This window comes from Bacillus sp. MC1252 (genome assembly GCF_056838025.1).
Window position 1 is genome coordinate 1,273,211 of the sequence record NZ_CM166369.1, and the last position, 19,549, is coordinate 1,292,759.

The following is a 19,549-nucleotide window of genomic DNA, read 5'->3' on the forward strand; positions in this document are numbered from 1 at the left end:
TGTCAATCTTTTTTCAAAATTGCTTTACAATTCATAAAACAATCCATTACAGTGAGTGTATTGTCACGTAACTTGAATAGAAGGTGAAAAAAATGGAATTCCAGCAATCAGATGTGTTGAAACATTTACCGAAACAGTTTTTTGCGTCGCTTGTCCAAAAAGTGCAGAAAAAAGTGCAGGAAGGAGCTGATATCATTAATTTAGGCCAGGGAAATCCTGATCAGCCAACTCCTCCGCATATTGTAAAAGCCATGCAGGAAGCGGTAGCAAAGCCTGAAAATCATCAATACTCTTCATTCCGCGGGACGGCGAAACTAAAAAAGGCCGCCTCAGCCTTTTATGAAAGAGAATATGGCGTCACGCTTGATCCGATGACGGAGATCGCCATTTTATTTGGCGGGAAAGCGGGACTTGTTGAGCTGCCGCAATGCTTACTGAATCCGGGTGATACGCTGCTTGTCCCAGACCCTGGTTATCCTGATTACTGGTCAGGCGCTGTGCTTGCTGGAGCTCATATGGTCACCATGCCTCTTCTTGAACAAAATGATTTTTTACCTGACTACCATCTATTGCCTGAGGCTGATAAGAAACAGGCAAAATTGATGTACCTAAATTACCCAAACAATCCGACTGGTGCCACTGCAAGTCGTGCATTTTTTGAAGAAACCGTTACGTTTGCGAAAGATCACAAATTGTGTGTTGTCCATGATTTCGCATATGGCGGCATTGGATTCGATGGAGAAAAGCCGGTCAGCTTCCTGCAAATAGATGGAGCGAAAGAGACGGGTATTGAAATTTACACATTGTCCAAAACATATAATATGGCCGGCTGGAGAGTTGGTTTTGCAGCAGGAAATCCCTCTGTCATTGAAGCGATCGAGCTTTATCAGGATCATCTGTTTGTGTCACTGTTTAAAGCTACCCAAGATGCAGCAGCAGAAGCTCTTTTAAGCGATCAAACGTGCGTACAGGTGCAAAATGATCGTTATGAAAAAAGACGAAATACATGGATCGCTGCCTGCAAGGAGATTGGCTGGGACGTAAGTGCTCCAAAGGGATCATTTTTTGCTTGGTTAAAGGTGCCAGAAGGATTTACATCTGAATCCTTTTCTAACTTATTATTAGAGAAAGCGCATGTTGTCGTGGCGCCGGGGAATGGCTTTGGTGCTGGCGGTGAAGGCTACGTCAGAGTAGGGCTTTTAACAAGTGAGAAGCGGTTAAAAGAAGCCGCAGAGCGCATCGCTGCCTTGCAGCTATTTGAAAAAAGCCATTGACAACGTAAAAAAATGGTGGGATAATTCAGGCAATATTGAAGAAAATTGAATATTCTTATCAAGAGTAGGCAGAGGGACTAGCCCAATGAAGCCCGGCAACCGACTTCCATGAAGCACGGTGCTAATTCTTGCAGCAGGCGCTGAGAGATAAGATTCGGATGAATGAGACGAAACCTCTTTAAGGCGCTGCCCAAGCACTTAAAGAGGTTTTTTTATTGAACATATAGAGGACGCAATCGAAAGGGGATTCCTAGTGAGTGAATTACTGGCAACATACGTATTAACACACCGAGAGGATGAACAAATTGACCGTAAAGCGGAGCAGATCGCACTTGGTTTAACAGTTGGATCATGGACGGATTTGCCGCAGCTCAAAAAGGAGCAGCTTAAAAAACATAAAGGCCGAGTAGAGAAAGTGACAGAAAAGGTTGCATCAGCTGAAAATCGCCTGTATCAATCAGAGGTAACAATTGCTTATCCTGAGGCTAACTTTTCAGCAGACTTACCAGCCGTTTTAACAACGATATTTGGAAAGCTTTCACTAGATGGGAAAGTAAAGCTTGTCGATATAGAATTTTCGAATAGGTTTAAAAGAAAGCTGCCTGGACCGGTATTTGGAATAGAGGGGATACGAAAGAAATTAGATGTGTTTGATCGTCCGTTATTGATGAGTATTTTTAAAGGCGTGATCGGCCGTGATATGGCGGATTTAAAAGAGCAGCTCCGTTTACAGGCATTAGGCGGTGTTGACTTCATCAAAGATGATGAAATTTTATTTGAAAGTCCATTAGCCCCTTTTGAAGAACGAATCAAAGAAGGAAAAAAGATATTAAAAGAAACATATGAAGAGACAGGGCACCTAACGCTGTACGCCGTTAATTTAACTGGCAGAACCTTTGATCTTAAAGGTCGAGCAAGGAAGGCCGCTGAACTTGGAGCAGATGCGCTTCTATTCAACGTCTTTGCCTACGGACTTGATGTCATGCAAAGCTTAGCTGAGGACCCAGACATTCAATTGCCTATTATGGCACATCCAGCAGTGAGTGGCGCGTTTACATCATCTCCTGAATATGGGTTCTCACATTCGCTTCTTTTAGGTACATTAAATCGATATGCTGGCGCTGATTTGAGCCTTTTTCCATCTCCTTATGGATCGGTCGCACTTCCGAAAACAGATGCCCTTGGTATCTATGAAGCTTGCGTAAAAGAGGATACGGTTCAAAAAACGTTCCCTGTCCCATCAGCAGGCATTCACCCTGGTATGGTTCCAGTATTGATCAAAGATTTTGGATTCGATCATGTGATTAACGCAGGTGGAGGAATTCACGGACATCCGCGGGGAGCCATCGGCGGAGGGAAAGCATTTCGATCCATTATTGATGCGGTGATAAATGAAGAGCCCATCCAAGAAAAGGCATCATCTTGCCAAGACTTAAAAGCAGCACTTGATCTTTGGGGAAGGGTAGCAGAATAAATGAAAAAACCAATTGTATGTTGTGATTTTGATGGAACGATTACGAAAAATGATAATATTATTCGCATCATGAAGCAGTTTGCACCAAGTGAATGGACGAAGCTGAAGGATGGTGTCCTGTCAAAAGAGATCACGATTCAAGAAGGCGTCGGACAGATGTTTCAATTACTAACGAGTGATCAGAAGGAAGCCATTCAGTCGTTTATTTTAGAAGATACAGAGATTCGAGATGGATTCGAACAATTTGTTGATGATGTAAAAAAAGCAGACATTCCTTTCTATGTGTTAAGCGGCGGTATGGACTTTTTTGTCTATCCCATACTCGAAGGCATTGTAGATCCAGCCGATATTTATTGCAATCATGCATCATTTAAAGAAGATCATATTCAGATTGAATGGCCGCATGACTGCGATTCAGAATGTCAAAATGGCTGTGGCTGCTGCAAGCCCTCGATCATTCGAGAGCTGACTCATGAAAATGACTTCATTATCATGATCGGAGATTCAGTGACCGATATTGAGGCAGCAAAACATGCGGATCTCACGTTTGCGCGTGACTATTTGCTGAATGAGTGTAAAGAGCTCGGGCTCGTACATAAGGAGTATGAAACATTTATCGATTTAAAAGCGCAATTTGTTCAAATAAAGGAAGTGAAGGAATGGCTGACGCAAAGAGTAAACGATGGCAGGAGCTAGCAGACGTCAAACGTGAATTGGCACAAAGAGACTGGTTTTACGGAACAAGCGGCAATTTATCTATTAAGGTGTCGGATGATCCAATCACATTTTTGGTGACGGCAAGCGGCAAAGATAAACGAAAAGAAACGGACGAAGATTTTGTTTTAGTGGATGCAGCAGGTCAGCCTGATGATCCAAATCAACCGCTCAGACCATCGGCCGAAACACTGCTTCACACATATGTGTATGAGCGGACGAAAGCAGGCTGCTGTCTCCATGTCCACACAATCGATAATAATGTCATTTCAGAGTTGTATGGGGATAAAGGAGAGGTTCGTTTTAAAGGCAACGAAATCATAAAAGCCCTTGGTTATTGGGAAGAGGATGCAGAAGCCATTCTTCCTATTATAGAAAACCCAGCCCATATTCCGCATCTTGCAGAACAATTTGCAGCGCACCTTACAGAAGAGACGGAATCAGGTGCTGTGCTCATTCGCAATCATGGCATCACTGTCTGGGGAAAAACAGCATTTGAAGCAAAACGAGTGTTAGAGGCTTATGAATTTTTATTTAGCTATCGTTTAAAATTAACGCTTTATCAAAAGCAGCTTGTTAGATAAAAAGGAGGAAAAACACATGGCGACGATTTTTATTCATAATGAAGAGAACACATTACTTGAAAACGAACAAGAGGTAGCGGCATATTTAGAAAAACAAGGGGTCATTTATGAACATTGGGATATTGAAAAGCTGCCAAACCGGTTATCAGAAAAGTATGATTTAACAGATGAGGAAAAAGAAGAAATTTTGACCGTTTTCCAAAAGGAAATACAGAATATATCTGAACGAAGAGGGTACAAAGCGCAGGACGTGATTTCATTATCTGATGCGACATCAAATCTTGATGAGCTGCTCCAAAACTTTAAGCGTGAGCATCATCATACAGATGACGAAGTACGGTTTATTGTGAGTGGGCACGGAATCTTTGCCATTCAAGGCAAGGATGGCGTCTTTTTTGATGTGAGACTGAATCCAGGAGATTTAATTTCTGTGCCTCCGAATATCCGTCACTACTTTACACTGCAAGAGGATCGCCAAGTGGTCGCAGTTCGCATATTTGTCACAACTGAGGGCTGGGTGCCAATTTACGAAGAAGAAACGGTTTAATGAAAGGAGCTGATCCTTCCGCATGAGGCGGAAGATCAGCTTTTTTTTAGGAAAATAGACATGAAATGAGAAAGAAAATGGTTGATTTTGATCTTCTGCATAGGATAAAATTCTGTTTAATCAATGTGTCAGTCCTGCCCAAATTTGAAGTTTACCCCCAGATATGATTGAGTAAGAGGTCTTTAGGCTGTAAAAAATTAAATAAAATAAGCATATTTAATTTAATTTACAAATAAAGTATAATTTTGGTGTCGGATCATTTAGAACATAGACAGACGAATTCATTGCGGGAGCTGAGATCATGAATATTTATGTAAGGAAAGAACAACTGCTGATGTCCATTGATGAAAAGAGAAAACAAATGGTAGAAGCAGCTCAAGTGGAAGGGTACACAGGTGAGACGACAATTAAATATAGTCAAGAACTGGACAACCTGATGAATGAGTATCAGCATCTTCTTTTTCATGAAAAACAATCTGTTGCATCCCTTCATGATCTTGTGTCCCAAATGAGTCTTCTATCTGTGAACCGGCCCTCTTACTGACATGAAAAAACCGGTCTTGCATAAGCAAAACCGGCTGAACTCTTCAGCTATGCTGAGTGAGCGGAAGGAAGCATGATCATAACGGTTGTTCCTTTATTCACTTCGCTGTGAATATCAATTGTCCCGCCATACATCGAAATGATTCGTTTACACACAACAAGCCCAAGACCTGTGCCTTTTTCCTTCGACGTAATAAAGGGGAGGAAGATATGCTTTAGCATCTCTTCTGGTATGCCTTCACCCGTATCCTTCACTTTAATGATGACATGTTCTTTTTCAGCCTCAATCACAATCTTCAAATGACCGCCATTTGGCATCGCTTCTAAAGAGTTTTTCGCTACGTTTAATACGACTTGTTTAATGTGATCCTTCGTGCAATACACACCAACATCTTGAATCGTATTGATTTGCAAATCAACCTCGACATTATACAGGTTCGCCTCAGAGAAAACGATCGGCATGATCTCACTCACAATTTCTTTTACAGAATTATTCTGCCATTTTTCTGCAGTAGGTTTTCCTAACACAAGAAACTCACTGACTATTTGGTTAATCCGTTTAATTTCTTCCTCTATGACAGAAAAATAGAGCTGATCTTCTTCTGAATGATACTTCTTTTGCAAAAGCTGTATAAACCCGCTAATCCCTGTTAATGGATTGCGAATTTCGTGTGCTGTACTTGCCGCGAGTGTTCCAATTAATTCAATCTTTTGCGCCTCATTTTGATGACGCTCCTGCTGGGTTTGACGCCTTAAAATGATATATTGGACAAGTGTGAATAAAATATTTAATAAAATAAACGCACTGGATAGAGGAACCAGCGTAACGGACAGCACTTCACTAGTTGAAGCACGCTGCGGAAAAACCTCTAGCTTCCAGCTGTTTTCATCTAAATATGTAGATACGGTGCTGCCATTTTCTGATGCTGGCTGCGGCCCACTTGTAAACACAACATGTCCATTTTGATTCAGCATCTTAAAATGAAGATCTGGGTTCAATACATTCATGATATTTCTTAAATAGTCAATTTGAATGGCGGCGACTAAAACATTGGTGACTTCTTCGTTTTCATTCAAAACAGGGACACAAATGGAGAGAATCCGCTGTTTTGTAATTCTACTCACATAGTTATCTGTGATCACGGTCTGCTTGGTCACTTGAATGCGCTTAAAATAATCTCTGAATGAAAGGTTGATTTTTTCCTTTAACGGTGTGGTACTTGCTGTTACATTTCCTTTTTTGTCTAAAAGATACAGGCCTGAAAAACGAGGTTCTTGTTTATAGATTTTCTCTAGGATGTTTTGTACTTTTTTCGCCTCAAGCGGCTGGTCAAATCCCATGGCAAGGGAAGTTAATCTCGCTTCTGTTTCACTAATTAAATAATTCATTTGGTTTTTGTGAATATTTAACATAAGTGTAGCAGTTTGTTTGTTTTTTAAATCGATTTTTTCAGTTTCTTTTTCGTAGATAAAATAACTAATGATTAGGGTTGGAATCATCACCAAAATAAGGTACAGCCTGATCTTCTTCCAAAACCCTTTCAGTATACTCATCATTCATCGCTCCAACGTATTACCTAATAAACTTATTATAGCATTGAACCTATCTTTATTACGATGACTTGTATGATTTTTAAAAAATTAGGTGATTCGTTCTGGTCTCATTTTCATGCTAAAGATGGGTCAACATGTTGACATTTTACTTATTGTTTATTAATGTCACATTAGTGGGTTGCATTTCATAAAGGATGATAAAAAATGGAAAATCATAATGTTGAGAAATCTTTGAAATTATTTATTGTATTATCACGTGCTTATCGCTCAATCAATCATCACATGAACAAACATATTGTCAAGCACGGTCTGAATCCGACTGAATTTGCTGTACTAGAATTGCTGTATCATAAAGGTGATCAGCCGCTTCAGCAAATCGGTGATAAGATTTTACTCGCAAGCGGAAGCATCACGTATGTGGTCGATAAATTGGAGAAAAAAGAACTCCTCAGTCGTAAGGCTTGTGCAGAAGACCGCAGGGTGACATTTGCGCATATTACGGAACAAGGACGAGCTTTGCTTGATGACATCTTCCCAGATCATGCGAAAGAAATTCATGAGATGATCAGTGTGCTGAGTGAAGAAGAGAAGGATGCCTGCATCGATATGCTCAAACATGTGGGGCTGCGTGCAAAGCATTTATATGATCATAAAGAATAAACAAATAAAAAAGGAAGCCGCTGGTGGCTTCCTTTTTTATTTCGCTTTTCTCTCAATCGGTAAAATAAGTACTTCTACGCGTCTGTTTTTACTTCTGCCTTCCGCTGTATCGTTTGAGGCAATCGGTTTGAATTCACCGAAGCCTTTTGTGCTAAAGTTCTCTTGGTCTAGGTTGCTGTTCTCAAGTAGAATACTTAAAAAGTTTACAGCACGAATCGCGCTTAAATACCAGTTTGATTCAAATTCTGAATTTCTAATGGGGACATTATCTGTATGTCCGCTAATGACAATGTCACGAGCAGGGTTAATGACAAGCAGTTTTGAAATTTCTCTTGCTAACGGGACATCCTGCGGGCGGATAACCGCTCGGCCAGAATCAAAGAAGATGCTGTCTTCAATCGTAATGAGCAGACCTTCATCCGTAAGCTTTGTTTCGAGCTTGGAGCCAAGTTTTTTATTTGCAATGAATGAATCTACTTGTTTTTTGACCTTTGTCAGAACCGCTTGGTCTCGCGCTTTTGCTTTGGCTTCTTCATCATCATCTTCTGCTGATTTCTTAGTTTGATTGCTGTTTTCGGTTTCCTCAGTGCTTTGCATGCTGGATTGATCCATGACACCAGTGCCGCCAGTAAAAACAACATTAAAAGACTTGGCCATCTGTTCATATTTCGCAGCATCAATGGAACTAGATGCAAAGAGCACTATGAAGAGGGCGAGAAGAAGCGTAAGAAGATCGGCATAAGGGATGAGCCAAGATTCATCTACATGTTCATCGTCATCATGTTTTTTACGTTTCCTAGCCATTCTGTTTTTCTCCTTCTTCAATGACAAGATTTGCGCGTTCTTTCGCTGGTAAGTACATGAGCAGTTTTTGTTCAATGACTTTTGGAGATTGACCTTCAAGGACAGAAAGAATGCCTTCGATCATAATGAGACGAAGCTTTACTTCTTCCTTAGATTTACGCTTCAGCTTGTTTGCAAATGGATGCCATAACACATACCCGGTAAAAATCCCGAGCAGCGTGGCAACGAAGGCCGCACTGATTGCATGTCCAAGTGCTTCAATATCTCCCATGTTTGCAAGTGCGGCAATGAGTCCGACAACGGCGCCAAGTACACCAAGCGTCGGAGCGTATGTACCTGCTTGTGTAAAGATTAATGCGCCTGACTGATGTCTTTCAGACATGGCGTCAACTTCTTCTGTTAAGACGTCGCGAATAAATTCAGCACTTTGACCGTCAACCGCCATGCTTAAGCCGTTCTTTAGAAAATCATCATCGACTTCCTCAAGGCTAGCTTCTAATGCCAAAAGACCTTCACGACGAGCAATTTGAGCCCAGTTTGAAAAAAGAGGGATCATTTCTTGAATCGTTGGAAGCTTGTTATCTTTGAAAATTTTCCCGAACAATTTTGGTGTTTTCTTAATTTCACTAGATGGGAATGCGATGACAACAGCTGCAATCGTTCCAACAACAATAATCAATATAGCCGCCGGGTTGATAAGAGCGGTTAGACTCACACCTTTCAAAACCATACCGACACTCAGTGCAATAAATGCTAAAATAATACCAATTAACGATGTTTTGTCCATTATCTCACCAAATCCTTTAACTATCTTTTTCTATAGTTAATATCGGTGTGTTCTAGAAGGGTTTTAGTCAGAATATAAAATTAAGACAGTTTCTGTGAAGAAATTTTGAAGAAAGCGCTTTCTATTTGCCGTAAAAAAGAAACTCCCTTATAGATGTAGGGAGTTTCTTTTTTCATTTTGTGGTGTTTCATGTATAAGCAGCTCTTTTAATTTTTCTTCATATATGATTTTGATCAGATCGTAGTTCCAATTTATCATGTGATCCATGTGCTCCACCTCTTTTTCTTTTATCATAAAGGAAAAGAGGCGGGGGAGCGTCAGCGTTCAGTTGGAACTTAGCCACCAGCACATGATGGAGCTGCTCCTCCTTCTTAGGATGTACTTATCTTTTTTTCACAACGATTTCGTCGTGTTCAACATCGACTGTAAATCCAAAAAGGTGTTCTTCTTCAAGCAAAATCTCCGTCATTTGATCCTCGACGTGCTCTTGAATGGTTCTTCGTATTGGACGCGCACCAAATGCAGGATGATATCCGAGCTCCGCGATTTTTTCTTTCGCTTCGTTTGTGACGTGGACCGTTAAATTTTGCTCTTTTAACTGCTCTGACAGTTCATTGATCAGAAGATCAACAATTTTCACTAGATCGTCTTTGTCTAATGAGTCAAATTGAATGATGCTGTCAAAACGGTTCAAGAATTCTGGTTTGAAATAGGTGCTGAGTGAATCAATCAGTGATTGTTCCTCAATTGCTTCTTCCTGATCAGACTGAAAGCCGACTTTAACCGTTTTATCTGTGCTGCCTGCGTTACTTGTCATAATGATGACCGTGTCTTTAAAGCTGACGGTTCTGCCTTGGCTGTCTGTTAACCGGCCATCTTCCATGATTTGAAGGAACATGTGCTGGACATCAGGATGTGCTTTTTCGATTTCATCCAGCAAAATGATGCTATATGGTTTTCTGCGAACCTTTTCAGTAAGCTGGCCAGCTTCATCATGTCCAACGTAACCAGGAGGAGAACCGATGATTTTGGACACGGAGTGTTTCTCCATATACTCACTCATATCTAAACGAATGATCGCATCTTTTGAACCAAATAATTCTTCGGCTAACGTTTTAGACAATTCGGTTTTCCCCACACCTGTTGGCCCAACAAAAAGGAAGGAGCCAGTCGGTCTATGTTTCGATTTTAAGCCAGCTCTGCTTCTTTTCACGGCCTTCGCTACTTTTTCCACGGCATGTTCTTGACCGATCACTCGTGCTTTTAAGCGAACGTCAATTTCTTTCATTTTTGTTTGTTCGTCTGCTTGCAGTTTGCCAACAGGGATGCCTGTTTTTTGTTCCACAATGCCCTGAATATCCTCTGCTGTGACGACATGTTCTTTGTGATCTGTTTTGTTTTGGAGTCTTGCTTCAATCGCTTCTTCTTCATCTCGAAGCTTCGCTGCTTTTTCATATTGTTCTTCTTTTAAAGCAGCTTGTTTTTCAGCGGCGATTTGCGCAAGACGGTTTGTCAGTTCATCTTCACTTGCTACATCAAGAGAGAGGTTCGCTTTTGAACCAGCTTCGTCCATTAAATCAATGGCTTTATCCGGCAATTGACGGTCTTGAATATACCGTGAAGATAATTGAACGCACGCTTTAATGGCTTCATCAGAATAGGTGACACCATGATAGGCTTCATACTTATCTTGAATGCCTTTTAAGATGTCGATCGCTTCATTCTGTGTTGGTTCATCCACGATGACGGGCTGGAAGCGACGTTCAAGTGCGGCGTCTTTTTCAATTTGGCGATACTCTTTTAATGTGGTCGCACCTACTAGCTGCAGCTCGCCTCGTGCAAGGGCTGGTTTTAAGATGTTCCCAGCATCCATTGATCCTTCGGCAGACCCTGCGCCTACAAGAAGATGGATTTCATCTACAAATAAGATGATATTTTTACGACTTTGCAATTCTTTGATTAACTGCTTCATTCGTTCCTCAAATTGACCACGTACCCCTGTGTTCGCCACAAGTGAGGAAACATCTAATAAATAGATTTGTTTGTTCTTTAATTTATTTGGTACATCGCCACTCGCAATTTTTAGTGCAAGTCCTTCGGCGATCGCTGTTTTACCAACACCTGGTTCACCAATCAGAACAGGGTTGTTTTTATTTCTTCTATTTAAAATCTCAATGACTCTTGCGACTTCTTCATCACGGCCAATGACTGGATCAATCAAACCAGCATTTGCGCCATCAGTTAAGTTCCGGCCAAGTTCATCGAGTAAGCCCTTTTGTTTAGGCTGCTCTCCGCTTGGGGCATGTCCTGTTGGCTCGGAGAAGAATGAACTTCCTCCGAACAATTGAGGTCCCATTTTCATTTTTGACTGCTCCATCAAAGAGGTGTAGCAGTCTTCACATAAAACCATTTGGCTGCGGGACGAATTCACTTGCATATTCAGGCGAATAGTTGCTTCATTTACTTGACAATGTTGACAACGCATTTGCCATGACCTCCTTAAATAAAGTTTGACTTTATTTGACCAATGAATGTTAAATAAAATGGTCTATTGTTTGACCATCTTTGACTATAGTATACTCTGACCTATTTTGACTTTCAACTGTTTTGCTCAAAGCCGGATGAAAAATCCTTTTTTGCATTTAATCATGGTTTGTCCTTCTTTTCAAGGAACTTGTCTCATAGGATAAAAAAGAGACAATCGAAAGTGATGGGTGCGGAGGGGTCACATGAAACGTTCAAATGAATCCGCTTTTCAGCTTGCCTTTGTATATGTAGGAACTGTAGTTGGAGCTGGGTTTGCGACAGGAAAAGAAATCGTAGAATTTTTTGTTCGTTTTGGCTGGATTGGGTTGCTGGGAATTCTGATTAGCGGAGCTATTTTTACTCTGCTTGGCGCAAAATTGATGCTTATTTCTAAACGAATTGAAGCAGAGTCTTATCAAGATATGAATCGTTTTTTATTTGGAGCAGCTGCGAGTCGATATATTAATGTCGTCATGTTTTTTATTTTACTTGGTGTCACCTCAGTGATGCTTTCTGGCGCAGGGGCTATTTTTGAGGAGCAGCTTGGTATATCGAAGGAATATGGGATTTTTATGACGATCATTCTGAGCGTCATTGTGCTTTTTAAAGGATCAAAAGGATTATTTGGTGTCAACGTACTCGTTGTTCCGATGCTTATTTTCTTTTCATTGATCGTGTTTCTTGATTCATTTGTTTTTAGCAGCAGTGAAAGTTATGTTCTTGCGCTGCAAATGGGAGAGGGCGAATGGATGTTGTCTGCCGTTTCATATGGTGCCTTTAATTTAGCGCTGTCTCAAGCTGTGTTAGTGCCGGTCGCAAATGAAATGACATCAGAAGCTGTGATTAAAAAGGGAGCGGTCTTTGGGGGCATCATGCTCACACTTATTCTGCTTGCTTGCTTTTTATCTCTTTCTTCATTAGACATGCTGGAGGCGTATGATATTCCAATGGCCCAAGTGGTGTATCAAGTAGCAAACTCTATTCATCTCATTTATTTATTCGTGATCTTCGGTGAAGTCTTTACATCCGTCATAGGCAATTTATATGGGCTGGAAAGACAAGTGAGGGCGTATATCCGAATGAAAAGCATCTATACGATATCTCTTATCCTCCTATGCTGTTATGTGATCAGTAAAATTGGATACGGTACACTGATTTCAACGGTTTACCCTATTTTCGGTTATGTCAGTATCTTTTTTATCCTCTTTCTTTGTCTGAAAAAAGTGCCTAAATCGTTTAATAGGTAAAGAAGGGATAGCCTGCATGAAAAATATGTGGTACACTATCCTCTGTGAAAATTGAACAAAAATCCGTGAAAACGGGAGAGGTTCTAGCAAAACCCTCTATAAAAAACTAAGGACTTGCCGTATCCTTGGATGTGGCACTTTTTATTTTTTATGGCTAGGACACCTCATATACATGTGAAGGTGTCTTTTCTTTTGAGAAAATAGGGGGTTTCATGAGCCTTTCAGATGCAGCTAGTACGGTTGTACTCATCTGCAAAAGGAGGAGAACAGGAATTGAAAAATGAAAAAGCAGTCGTTGTTTTTAGCGGGGGACAGGACAGTACGACATGTTTATTATGGGCACTTCAACAATTTGAAGAGGTAGAAACCGTAACCTTTCATTATAATCAGCGCCATCAAGAAGAAATTGATGTAGCCAAAAGAATCGCTGACAAGTTAGGCGTGAAGAATCATCTATTAGATATGTCTCTTTTGAATCAGCTGGCACCAAATGCTTTAACAAGAGATGACATAGACATTGTGGAAAAAGAAGGAGAGCTGCCTTCCACATTTGTTCCAGGGAGAAACTTAGTCTTCTTATCCTTTGCCTCTATTCTTGCGTATCAAATCGGAGCAAGACATATTATCTCAGGTGTTTGTGAGACAGACTTTAGCGGCTACCCAGATTGCCGAGATGAGTTTGTGAAATCTTGCAACGTCACAGTGAATTTGGCGATGGAAAAACCATTTGTCATCCATACACCACTAATGTGGCTCAATAAAGCAGAAACATGGAAGCTTGCCGATGAGCTGGATGCGCTAGACTTTGTGAAAAATGAAACGCTCACTTGCTACAATGGCATCATTTCTGATGGCTGCGGGGAATGTCCCGCTTGTAAGCTTCGGAAAAACGGCTATGACACTTATATGAAAATGAAGGAGGCGAAATAAATGCTTTCTCAAATCTATCCACAAACGAATCACCCATTTTCATTTGAATTGAACAAAGATATGCATCTATCTGCAGCACATTTCATCCCAAGAGAAGATGCCGGTGCATGCAGCCGCATACATGGTCATACGTATACGATTAATATCACGATTGCAGGAGACAATCTGGATGAATCAGGTTTTCTTGTCAATTTCAGTACGCTGAAAAAGCTCATTCATGGGCAGTACGACCACACGCTGCTTAACGACCATGAAGAATTTTCATCAAACGATCCATACGCCATGCCAACCACTGAGGTTGTCGCAAAGACCGTACATGACAAAGTAGCGGCATACTTATCGACTTTAGCGAACAGACCGACATGTGTTCAGGTCTTTGTCAGGGAGACACCAACAAGCTATTGCATTTACCGGCCGAAACGAGTTGAGCTCAATGGCTAAAGCGATTCCTGTATTAGAAATCTTTGGTCCAACCATCCAAGGAGAAGGAATGGTCATTGGACAAAAAACAATGTTTGTCAGAACGGCTGGCTGTGACTACTCTTGCAGCTGGTGTGATTCATCATTTACATGGGATGGGTCAGCTAAGCAGGATATTCAGTGGCTTCAAGCAGAAGATATTGTGAAAGAGCTGAAAAGAATAGGTGGACAGGCTTTCTCTCATGTCACCATTTCAGGAGGGAATCCTGCGTTATTAAAACAAATGGAATCACTCATTGATTTGCTGCATGAAGAAGGGATCGATACAGCGCTTGAAACACAAGGAACGATGTATCAGGATTGGTTTTTAAAAATTGATGATTTAACCATTTCTCCAAAGCCGCCAAGCTCGAATATGAAAACAGATTTTACGAAACTGACACGTATTATAGATGAATTGAAAAATGGAAACAGATTGCAGCATGCAAGCCTAAAGGTCGTGATTTTTGATGATCGTGATTTAGCCTATGCGAAGGATGTTCATGCGAAATACCCAGAGCTTCCTTTTTACTTGCAGGTAGGAAATGATGACACGACGACAGCTGACGACGCTTCCTTATTGACGCATTTATTAAAGAAATATGAAGCGCTTATAGATCAAGTGGCGCAAGATCCAGACTTGAATCGAGTGAGAGTCTTGCCGCAGCTGCACACGTTATTGTGGGGAAATAAACGAGGCGTATAGAAAGGAAGAGACAAGATGACGACAAGAAAACCAGAAGAATTAGAAGGTGTCACTTTATTAGGAAACCAAGGGACCAATTATTTGTTTGAATATGCACCACAAGTGCTTGAAACGTTCCCAAATAAACATCCAAATAGAGACTATTTCGTAAAATTCAATTGCCCAGAGTTTACATCACTTTGTCCGCAAACAGGGCAGCCAGATTTTGCGACGATTTATATCAGCTATATTCCAAATGAAATCATGGTCGAGAGTAAATCGTTAAAATTATATTTGTTCAGCTTCCGTAACCACGGTGACTTCCATGAGGATTGTATGAATATTATTATGAATGACCTCATTGAATTGATGGACCCAAGGTATATTGAAGTATGGGGCAAATTCACACCAAGAGGCGGTATTTCGATTGACCCGTATACAAACTACGGAAAACCTGGAACTAAGTATGAAGAAATGGCATCGTATCGTATGATGAATCATGATATGTATCCAGAAACGATTGATAATCGCTAATAAATAGGAAAAGACATGCCGGATGACATGTCTTTTTTTATGGCGCAAATATAAGGCTGAAACCATAAAAAAAGAGAAGAGTCATGTCACTCTTCTCATACCAATAGGAATAGAACTTGCTAGGACGGCTGGGGGCTACCAGCTCGTAAATTTATTATACATGGCAGAACGTATGTTTGTAAAGATGAATTGTGTTTTTTGCTTATCTTATTTGCTTTGAGATAAAATAGAGGCAATGAACGAAAAACGGAGGCGTTTGAGTTGGCAAACAAAGAAGAAAAGACAGAGAAGCTGCTGATGGAGCTAAAAGAAGAGCTTCAAATGCTCGAACATCAAAACAAAGAACGATATAAATGGAGTGCCTCCACATTGCTTGGAGTGATTGCACTTTTGATTGATAAAGGCGTTATCACCCCCGAGGAAGTTGACATGTACAAAACGAAAGCGGAAATGCAGACCTTTCATACGCAAAAAGACTGACACTCATATGGGTAAAATAATAAGAAAAGGACATAACAAATTGATGAATCAATTTATGTTACGTCCTTATTTCTGCATCTATTTTTATGGTATTAAACAAGTTTATACATTAAAACATCATCCCAGTATTCATGTTCACTTATTTTAAATTCTTTTATTTTACGTCCCTCTTCTATGAATCCCATCTTTTTGTACAAAGAAATAGCCTTTTGATTTGTAGAGAATACGGCTAAACTAACCTTTTCGATCGAAGGATTCTTTTCTGCCCAATTTAATAACGCTGTTAGCAACATTTCCCCTACGCCTAAACCTCTAAAGCGCTTATGAACCATCAAACCGAAAGAACCTGCGTGGGCAGTTCTTTTTCTATTTGATCCATTTTCAAATGCTATAAACCCAATGACTTTTCCGTCTTTTTGAGCAACTATGTATGTTTCGTTTTCGTTCTCTATTCTTTTTTGTATCCAAGCCTTGTGTTCTAAAAGGTTTTTTTTGTTTTCTTCAGGCGTTGTAAGTAAATAATCTGATTCAGCAATCACTGATGACTGTATGTCTAAAGTAGTATCAGCGTCTTCCATATTCCCAAAACGCACAATGATATCATTTGAATTTTGCATTTTAGTTTCTCCTGTCTAGAGCTAATACTGCATATCATCACTTTATAAAAAATAGAAAGTTGTCTGAAATACCATTCACCTTTTCAACAAATAAATGAACAGCTTTGCTTCGTATTTACGTATGTATCGATAGTCTGAATTGAGGATTGCAAATTAATGTACGGAGTCTTTGATGATTTTATAGTTTTTATGATTAACGACTGTTAGTGAATCCAGTTCTAAATCTCTATAGTTGTCCATGATGGTGACATCCACAATGACAGAGTTTTCATTCACTTTTTCAACTACACCTGTTAAACCATTTCTAAATTCGATCACATTTCCAATTTTTGCAATCTTCAACCGATCCCTCTCCTTTAAAAGCAGATTTCATTCCCTATTAAAAAGTATTTTGCAATATTTTCATACCAATGTAAAGGATAAAGACGTTTTTGTTTCGTTTTCGTTGTACGCTTTTCAAACGAATGGTATATTTAATATTTGATCATGGCAGAAAAGGAGCGGTTTTTTTGACTGAAGAACAAATCCTCACAATACTTGAATCATTACGGAATGGGACGGAGAAGCAAGTGACCATTCAAAAAGATGATTTTTTAACTTTTCGTTCTATTTTGGTAAAGCAAGATGATTTTAAATATTTTCGCGGAATGGCCAAACATCGTGGAGATGTTATTTTTGAATATCTTAAAGAAGCAAGAAGCTAAAGCTTTTTCTCACTAATGAGAGAAAGCTTTTTTATTTTGGCTCTTTTGTCATACTTCAAATCAGCCTGATACATATGAAAAGAAAATGTAATAACCCATAATCAGGAGCATAAGGATGATTATAGGCTAAAAAGGGGCTTTTTTAAGCGCTAACATTTCCAGTTCATGCGCATTTCAACTAGGACATGCCATTTAATGACGGAATTTGGACAGGCATGCAAATCTTTGTGCGTGAAAATAGAAGAAGCTCTTGTTAGAGTGGACAAGTATCTTACGGCCTACTTTGATTAAAGGAGGAATGAGGCGAATGATTAAGATTCATACAGCTCTTTTTGCCATCCTTATGCTGGTAGCAGCAATGAAGATGGACAATATACAAGAGCAGCAAGGCACATTAAGTCACGAACTTTCACAAGCACCTGTTAAGCATCAGCTTTCATATATAGATCAAGATGATCATCATAAGGTAATCCCAGCATTTTCAGAGGGGAAGCGTCAGCCGAAAGTCAAAATGCTAAGCACGTCAACAGAAGAAAAGGCTTCAAAACCGAAGCAAAAAAAACAAGTGAAGTCTAAAACGACGAAAGAGGCAAACTCCAAAAAACAAACGCGTTATTCTAATGAAGAAATGGACTTGCTTTCTCGATTGGTACATGCTGAAGCGAAAGGTGAATCTTACGCAGGGAAAAAAGCTGTAGCAAGCGTCGTCTTAAACAGGGTAGAGCATGGCTCTTTTCCTGACAGCGTCAGAGCGGTTATTTATCAGCGAAATGCCTTCCAGCCAGTATCGAATGGAAGCATCAATGATAAGGCAGATCAAGATTCCGTTAAGGCTGTGAAGCAGGTTGTGAAAGAACATGACAGAACGACAAAGGCTATTTATTTTTATAATCCAAAAACGGCGACAGATAACTGGATTCGTTCCCGTAAAATTGTAGAACGAATCGGCCGTCACGTATTTGCCGTCTAAAGAAAAGCAGCGATCAACAGGTCGCTTTTTTTTGTCTTCAATTTTAAAAATATTTTCAGGACTTGTCTCATAGAATGTGAAAAGAATTTGCTTTTAGACAAGGGGAGGCTACATGAATCGATTTGTAAAAGGGGTCATTCTGCTATCTGTCGCAGCTTTCATTGCGGAGTGTATAGAGTTCTTAGTCAATATGATTTTAGCGAGAGAGCTTGGAGAACATGGGATGGGTCTCTACATGAGTATCCTTCCAATCATCATGCTTGTACTTGTGATCGCTAGCCTAGAGCTTCCAGTCTCCATTTCTAAATTCATTGCAGAGTCGCATGAGCGGCTTCACAAAAGTATGCTCCGCCATGCCTTTAAAATGACGCTTGTGGTGACATGTACAACCACGGGAGCAGCAGCGATTGTACTGCCTTTCATTCCTGTGTTTCAGTCGTATCATCCGCTCATGAAAGGCTTAGTGCTGTCTCTTATTCCGATTATTGCGTTTACCTCTATTGCACGCGGTTATTTTATGGGAAAGCAGCAAATGGGCAGAATCGCCCTAGCAAATATGCTGAAAAAAACGATCCAGCTCATCTGCTTGTTTTTATTTTTCCATTGGTATTCCTTTGATATTGAAACAGCGGTGCTCATCGCCATTGGGGTCATTGTTGCGAGTGATCTTGTCGTCTTTATTTATTTATACTCCCAATACGTCATGGCGAAAAATGCTGTGAATGTGAGGTCTGTTGAACTAAGAGGGAGTGACGTGAGAAAGCGCCTGTTGGCTGTTTCGATTCCGACAACTGGGATGCGCATCTTTCATGCCATCGCCAATGCCGTTGAACCTTTTTTAATCAAAGGAGCCCTCGTTGCAGCAGGTATCTCTGGAACACTGGCTGTTGATCATTATGGAATGCTTGCTGGTGTAGCCATGTCGATCGGTTTCTTCCCAGCGTTTATCGCCCATTCGATCATGATTGTGATGATTCCGAATGTATCTGAAGCCTATGCTTTAGGGCAGTATGATCTCGTGAAAAAACGTGTCAGGCAAGCGATTCTCATTACGTTTGGGTATGGGGTGCCGGCAGTGATGGTGATGTATTATTTCGCTTATCCGCTCACGCAGCTCTTTTTTGATTCACCACAAGCTGCCGTCTATCTGCAGCTGCTCTGGCCGTACTTTTTATGCCACCTGTTTGTGATGCCATTTCAAGCGTGTTTAATCGGTATGGGCCTGATTAAAGACGTGTTCCTACATAATATATGGGTGCATGTCGTCTCATTTTCTATGGTATATTTCCTCGGGTCAATTGAAAGCCTGAACATGATGGGCGTTATATTAGGAATGAACACGGGTATGCTGCTGCTGACTGCGCTGCATTATGCCACCATTTGTAAGGAGCTTGGCGTTTCGATGTTTCTTAGAATGAAAAAAGCTTGAATGTCATCTTTATCGAGAGGGCAAGCT

22 protein-coding genes and 2 riboswitches are annotated in these 19,549 nt (G+C 40.4%); of the genes, 16 read left to right on the plus strand and 6 right to left on the minus strand.

Annotated features, from left to right (window positions below; genetic code table 11):
* Positions 1-92 precede the first annotated feature (92 nt).
* The 6 genes from ACYH0L_RS06390 (at position 93) to ACYH0L_RS06415 (ending at position 5,137) form a co-directional block, all read left to right on the plus strand.
* Complete coding sequence (locus ACYH0L_RS06390) at positions 93-1,274, plus strand: pyridoxal phosphate-dependent aminotransferase (RefSeq protein ID WP_230031146.1); 1,182 nt, start codon at positions 93-95, stop codon at positions 1,272-1,274.
* A 52-nt stretch (positions 1,275-1,326) separates the two neighbouring features.
* Positions 1,327-1,428, plus strand: a riboswitch (SAM riboswitch).
* A 99-nt stretch (positions 1,429-1,527) separates the two neighbouring features.
* Positions 1,528-2,748, plus strand: coding sequence for a 2,3-diketo-5-methylthiopentyl-1-phosphate enolase (mtnW, locus tag ACYH0L_RS06395; protein WP_482354429.1), 1,221 nt, complete (start codon positions 1,528-1,530; stop codon positions 2,746-2,748).
* Positions 2,749-3,444, plus strand: coding sequence for a 2-hydroxy-3-keto-5-methylthiopentenyl-1-phosphate phosphatase (locus ACYH0L_RS06400; protein ID WP_099727442.1), 696 nt, complete (start codon positions 2,749-2,751; stop codon positions 3,442-3,444). It abuts the gene before it with no gap.
* Positions 3,408-4,046, plus strand: coding sequence for a methylthioribulose 1-phosphate dehydratase (locus ACYH0L_RS06405; protein WP_230031148.1), 639 nt, complete (start codon positions 3,408-3,410; stop codon positions 4,044-4,046). Before ACYH0L_RS06400 ends, ACYH0L_RS06405 begins: the two co-directional genes overlap by 37 nt.
* Before the next feature lie 16 nt (positions 4,047-4,062).
* Positions 4,063-4,593: a 1,2-dihydroxy-3-keto-5-methylthiopentene dioxygenase gene (locus ACYH0L_RS06410; RefSeq protein ID WP_249704640.1), complete on the plus strand. Its 531-nt coding sequence runs from the start codon at positions 4,063-4,065 to the stop codon at positions 4,591-4,593.
* 301 nt (positions 4,594-4,894) lie between these two features.
* On the plus strand, positions 4,895-5,137 hold the full coding sequence (locus ACYH0L_RS06415) for an aspartyl-phosphate phosphatase Spo0E family protein (RefSeq protein ID WP_099727439.1): 243 nt from the start codon (positions 4,895-4,897) through the stop codon (positions 5,135-5,137).
* Positions 5,138-5,184: 47 nt separating this feature from the next.
* Here the strand turns inward: ACYH0L_RS06415 and ACYH0L_RS06420 are convergent, their stop codons facing one another.
* Positions 5,185-6,690: an ATP-binding protein gene (locus ACYH0L_RS06420; protein ID WP_230031149.1), complete on the minus strand. Its 1,506-nt coding sequence runs from the start codon at positions 6,688-6,690 to the stop codon at positions 5,185-5,187.
* Between the two features lie 204 nt (positions 6,691-6,894).
* Between ACYH0L_RS06420 and mhqR the strand changes: the two genes are divergently transcribed.
* Positions 6,895-7,350 carry a MarR family transcriptional regulator MhqR gene (gene mhqR, locus ACYH0L_RS06425; protein WP_003211701.1) on the plus strand — a complete coding sequence of 152 codons (456 nt, stop codon included), beginning with the start codon at positions 6,895-6,897 and terminating at the stop codon, positions 7,348-7,350.
* Between the two features lie 36 nt (positions 7,351-7,386).
* Here mhqR and motB read toward each other — a convergent pair whose 3' ends face one another.
* The 3 genes from motB to ACYH0L_RS06440 all read right to left on the minus strand — a co-directional run bounded on the left by motB (position 7,387) and on the right by ACYH0L_RS06440 (position 11,426).
* Positions 7,387-8,154, minus strand: a complete 768-nt coding sequence (motB, locus tag ACYH0L_RS06430; protein WP_099728697.1) for a flagellar motor protein MotB — start codon at positions 8,152-8,154, stop codon at positions 7,387-7,389.
* A complete protein-coding gene (gene motA, locus ACYH0L_RS06435) occupies positions 8,147-8,941 on the minus strand; it encodes a flagellar motor stator protein MotA (RefSeq protein ID WP_256499504.1) in 795 nt (264 codons plus the stop codon). Before motA ends, motB begins: the two co-directional genes overlap by 8 nt.
* A gap of 382 nt (positions 8,942-9,323) precedes the next feature.
* A complete protein-coding gene (locus tag ACYH0L_RS06440) occupies positions 9,324-11,426 on the minus strand; it encodes an ATP-dependent Clp protease ATP-binding subunit (RefSeq protein ID WP_327925517.1) in 2,103 nt (700 codons plus the stop codon).
* A 244-nt stretch (positions 11,427-11,670) separates the two neighbouring features.
* Here ACYH0L_RS06440 and ACYH0L_RS06445 point away from each other — a divergent pair, with 244 nt between their 5' ends.
* From ACYH0L_RS06445 to ACYH0L_RS06470, 6 genes are all read left to right on the plus strand, one after another.
* On the plus strand, positions 11,671-12,714 hold the full coding sequence (locus ACYH0L_RS06445; RefSeq protein ID WP_230031152.1) for a YkvI family membrane protein: 1,044 nt from the start codon (positions 11,671-11,673) through the stop codon (positions 12,712-12,714).
* 71 nt (positions 12,715-12,785) lie between these two features.
* Positions 12,786-12,830: riboswitch (PreQ1 riboswitch) on the plus strand.
* A 157-nt stretch (positions 12,831-12,987) separates the two neighbouring features.
* Positions 12,988-13,644, plus strand: coding sequence for a 7-cyano-7-deazaguanine synthase QueC (gene queC, locus ACYH0L_RS06450; protein ID WP_482354430.1), 657 nt, complete (start codon positions 12,988-12,990; stop codon positions 13,642-13,644).
* Positions 13,645-14,085 (plus strand): 6-carboxytetrahydropterin synthase QueD, encoded by a 441-nt coding sequence (gene queD, locus ACYH0L_RS06455; RefSeq protein WP_099728692.1) that lies wholly within the window; start codon positions 13,645-13,647, stop codon positions 14,083-14,085.
* A complete protein-coding gene (queE, locus tag ACYH0L_RS06460; protein WP_327925519.1) occupies positions 14,078-14,809 on the plus strand; it encodes a 7-carboxy-7-deazaguanine synthase QueE in 732 nt (243 codons plus the stop codon). The genes queD and queE overlap by 8 nt, the downstream gene beginning before the upstream one ends.
* Before the next feature lie 15 nt (positions 14,810-14,824).
* Positions 14,825-15,322 carry a preQ(1) synthase gene (gene queF, locus ACYH0L_RS06465; protein WP_034324938.1) on the plus strand — a complete coding sequence of 166 codons (498 nt, stop codon included), beginning with the start codon at positions 14,825-14,827 and terminating at the stop codon, positions 15,320-15,322.
* 261 nt (positions 15,323-15,583) lie between these two features.
* Positions 15,584-15,802 carry a hypothetical protein gene (locus tag ACYH0L_RS06470; protein WP_044139792.1) on the plus strand — a complete coding sequence of 73 codons (219 nt, stop codon included), beginning with the start codon at positions 15,584-15,586 and terminating at the stop codon, positions 15,800-15,802.
* A 92-nt stretch (positions 15,803-15,894) separates the two neighbouring features.
* Here the strand turns inward: ACYH0L_RS06470 and ACYH0L_RS06475 are convergent, their stop codons facing one another.
* Entirely contained in the window at positions 15,895-16,419 is a 525-nt protein-coding gene (locus ACYH0L_RS06475; protein WP_482354431.1) for a GNAT family N-acetyltransferase, read from the minus strand.
* A 153-nt stretch (positions 16,420-16,572) separates the two neighbouring features.
* Positions 16,573-16,761 (minus strand): YkvS family protein, encoded by a 189-nt coding sequence (locus tag ACYH0L_RS06480; RefSeq protein ID WP_003211747.1) that lies wholly within the window; start codon positions 16,759-16,761, stop codon positions 16,573-16,575.
* Positions 16,762-16,928: 167 nt separating this feature from the next.
* On the opposite strand from ACYH0L_RS06480, the gene ACYH0L_RS06485 reads away from it, so the two are divergent.
* From ACYH0L_RS06485 to ACYH0L_RS06495, 3 genes are all read left to right on the plus strand, one after another.
* Entirely contained in the window at positions 16,929-17,123 is a 195-nt protein-coding gene (locus ACYH0L_RS06485) for a hypothetical protein (RefSeq protein WP_099728689.1), read from the plus strand.
* A 307-nt stretch (positions 17,124-17,430) separates the two neighbouring features.
* A complete protein-coding gene (locus ACYH0L_RS06490; protein ID WP_327925520.1) occupies positions 17,431-18,093 on the plus strand; it encodes a cell wall hydrolase in 663 nt (220 codons plus the stop codon).
* A 112-nt stretch (positions 18,094-18,205) separates the two neighbouring features.
* Positions 18,206-19,522, plus strand: a complete 1,317-nt coding sequence (locus ACYH0L_RS06495) for a polysaccharide biosynthesis protein (RefSeq protein ID WP_099728687.1) — start codon at positions 18,206-18,208, stop codon at positions 19,520-19,522.
* Positions 19,523-19,549 lie beyond the last annotated feature (27 nt).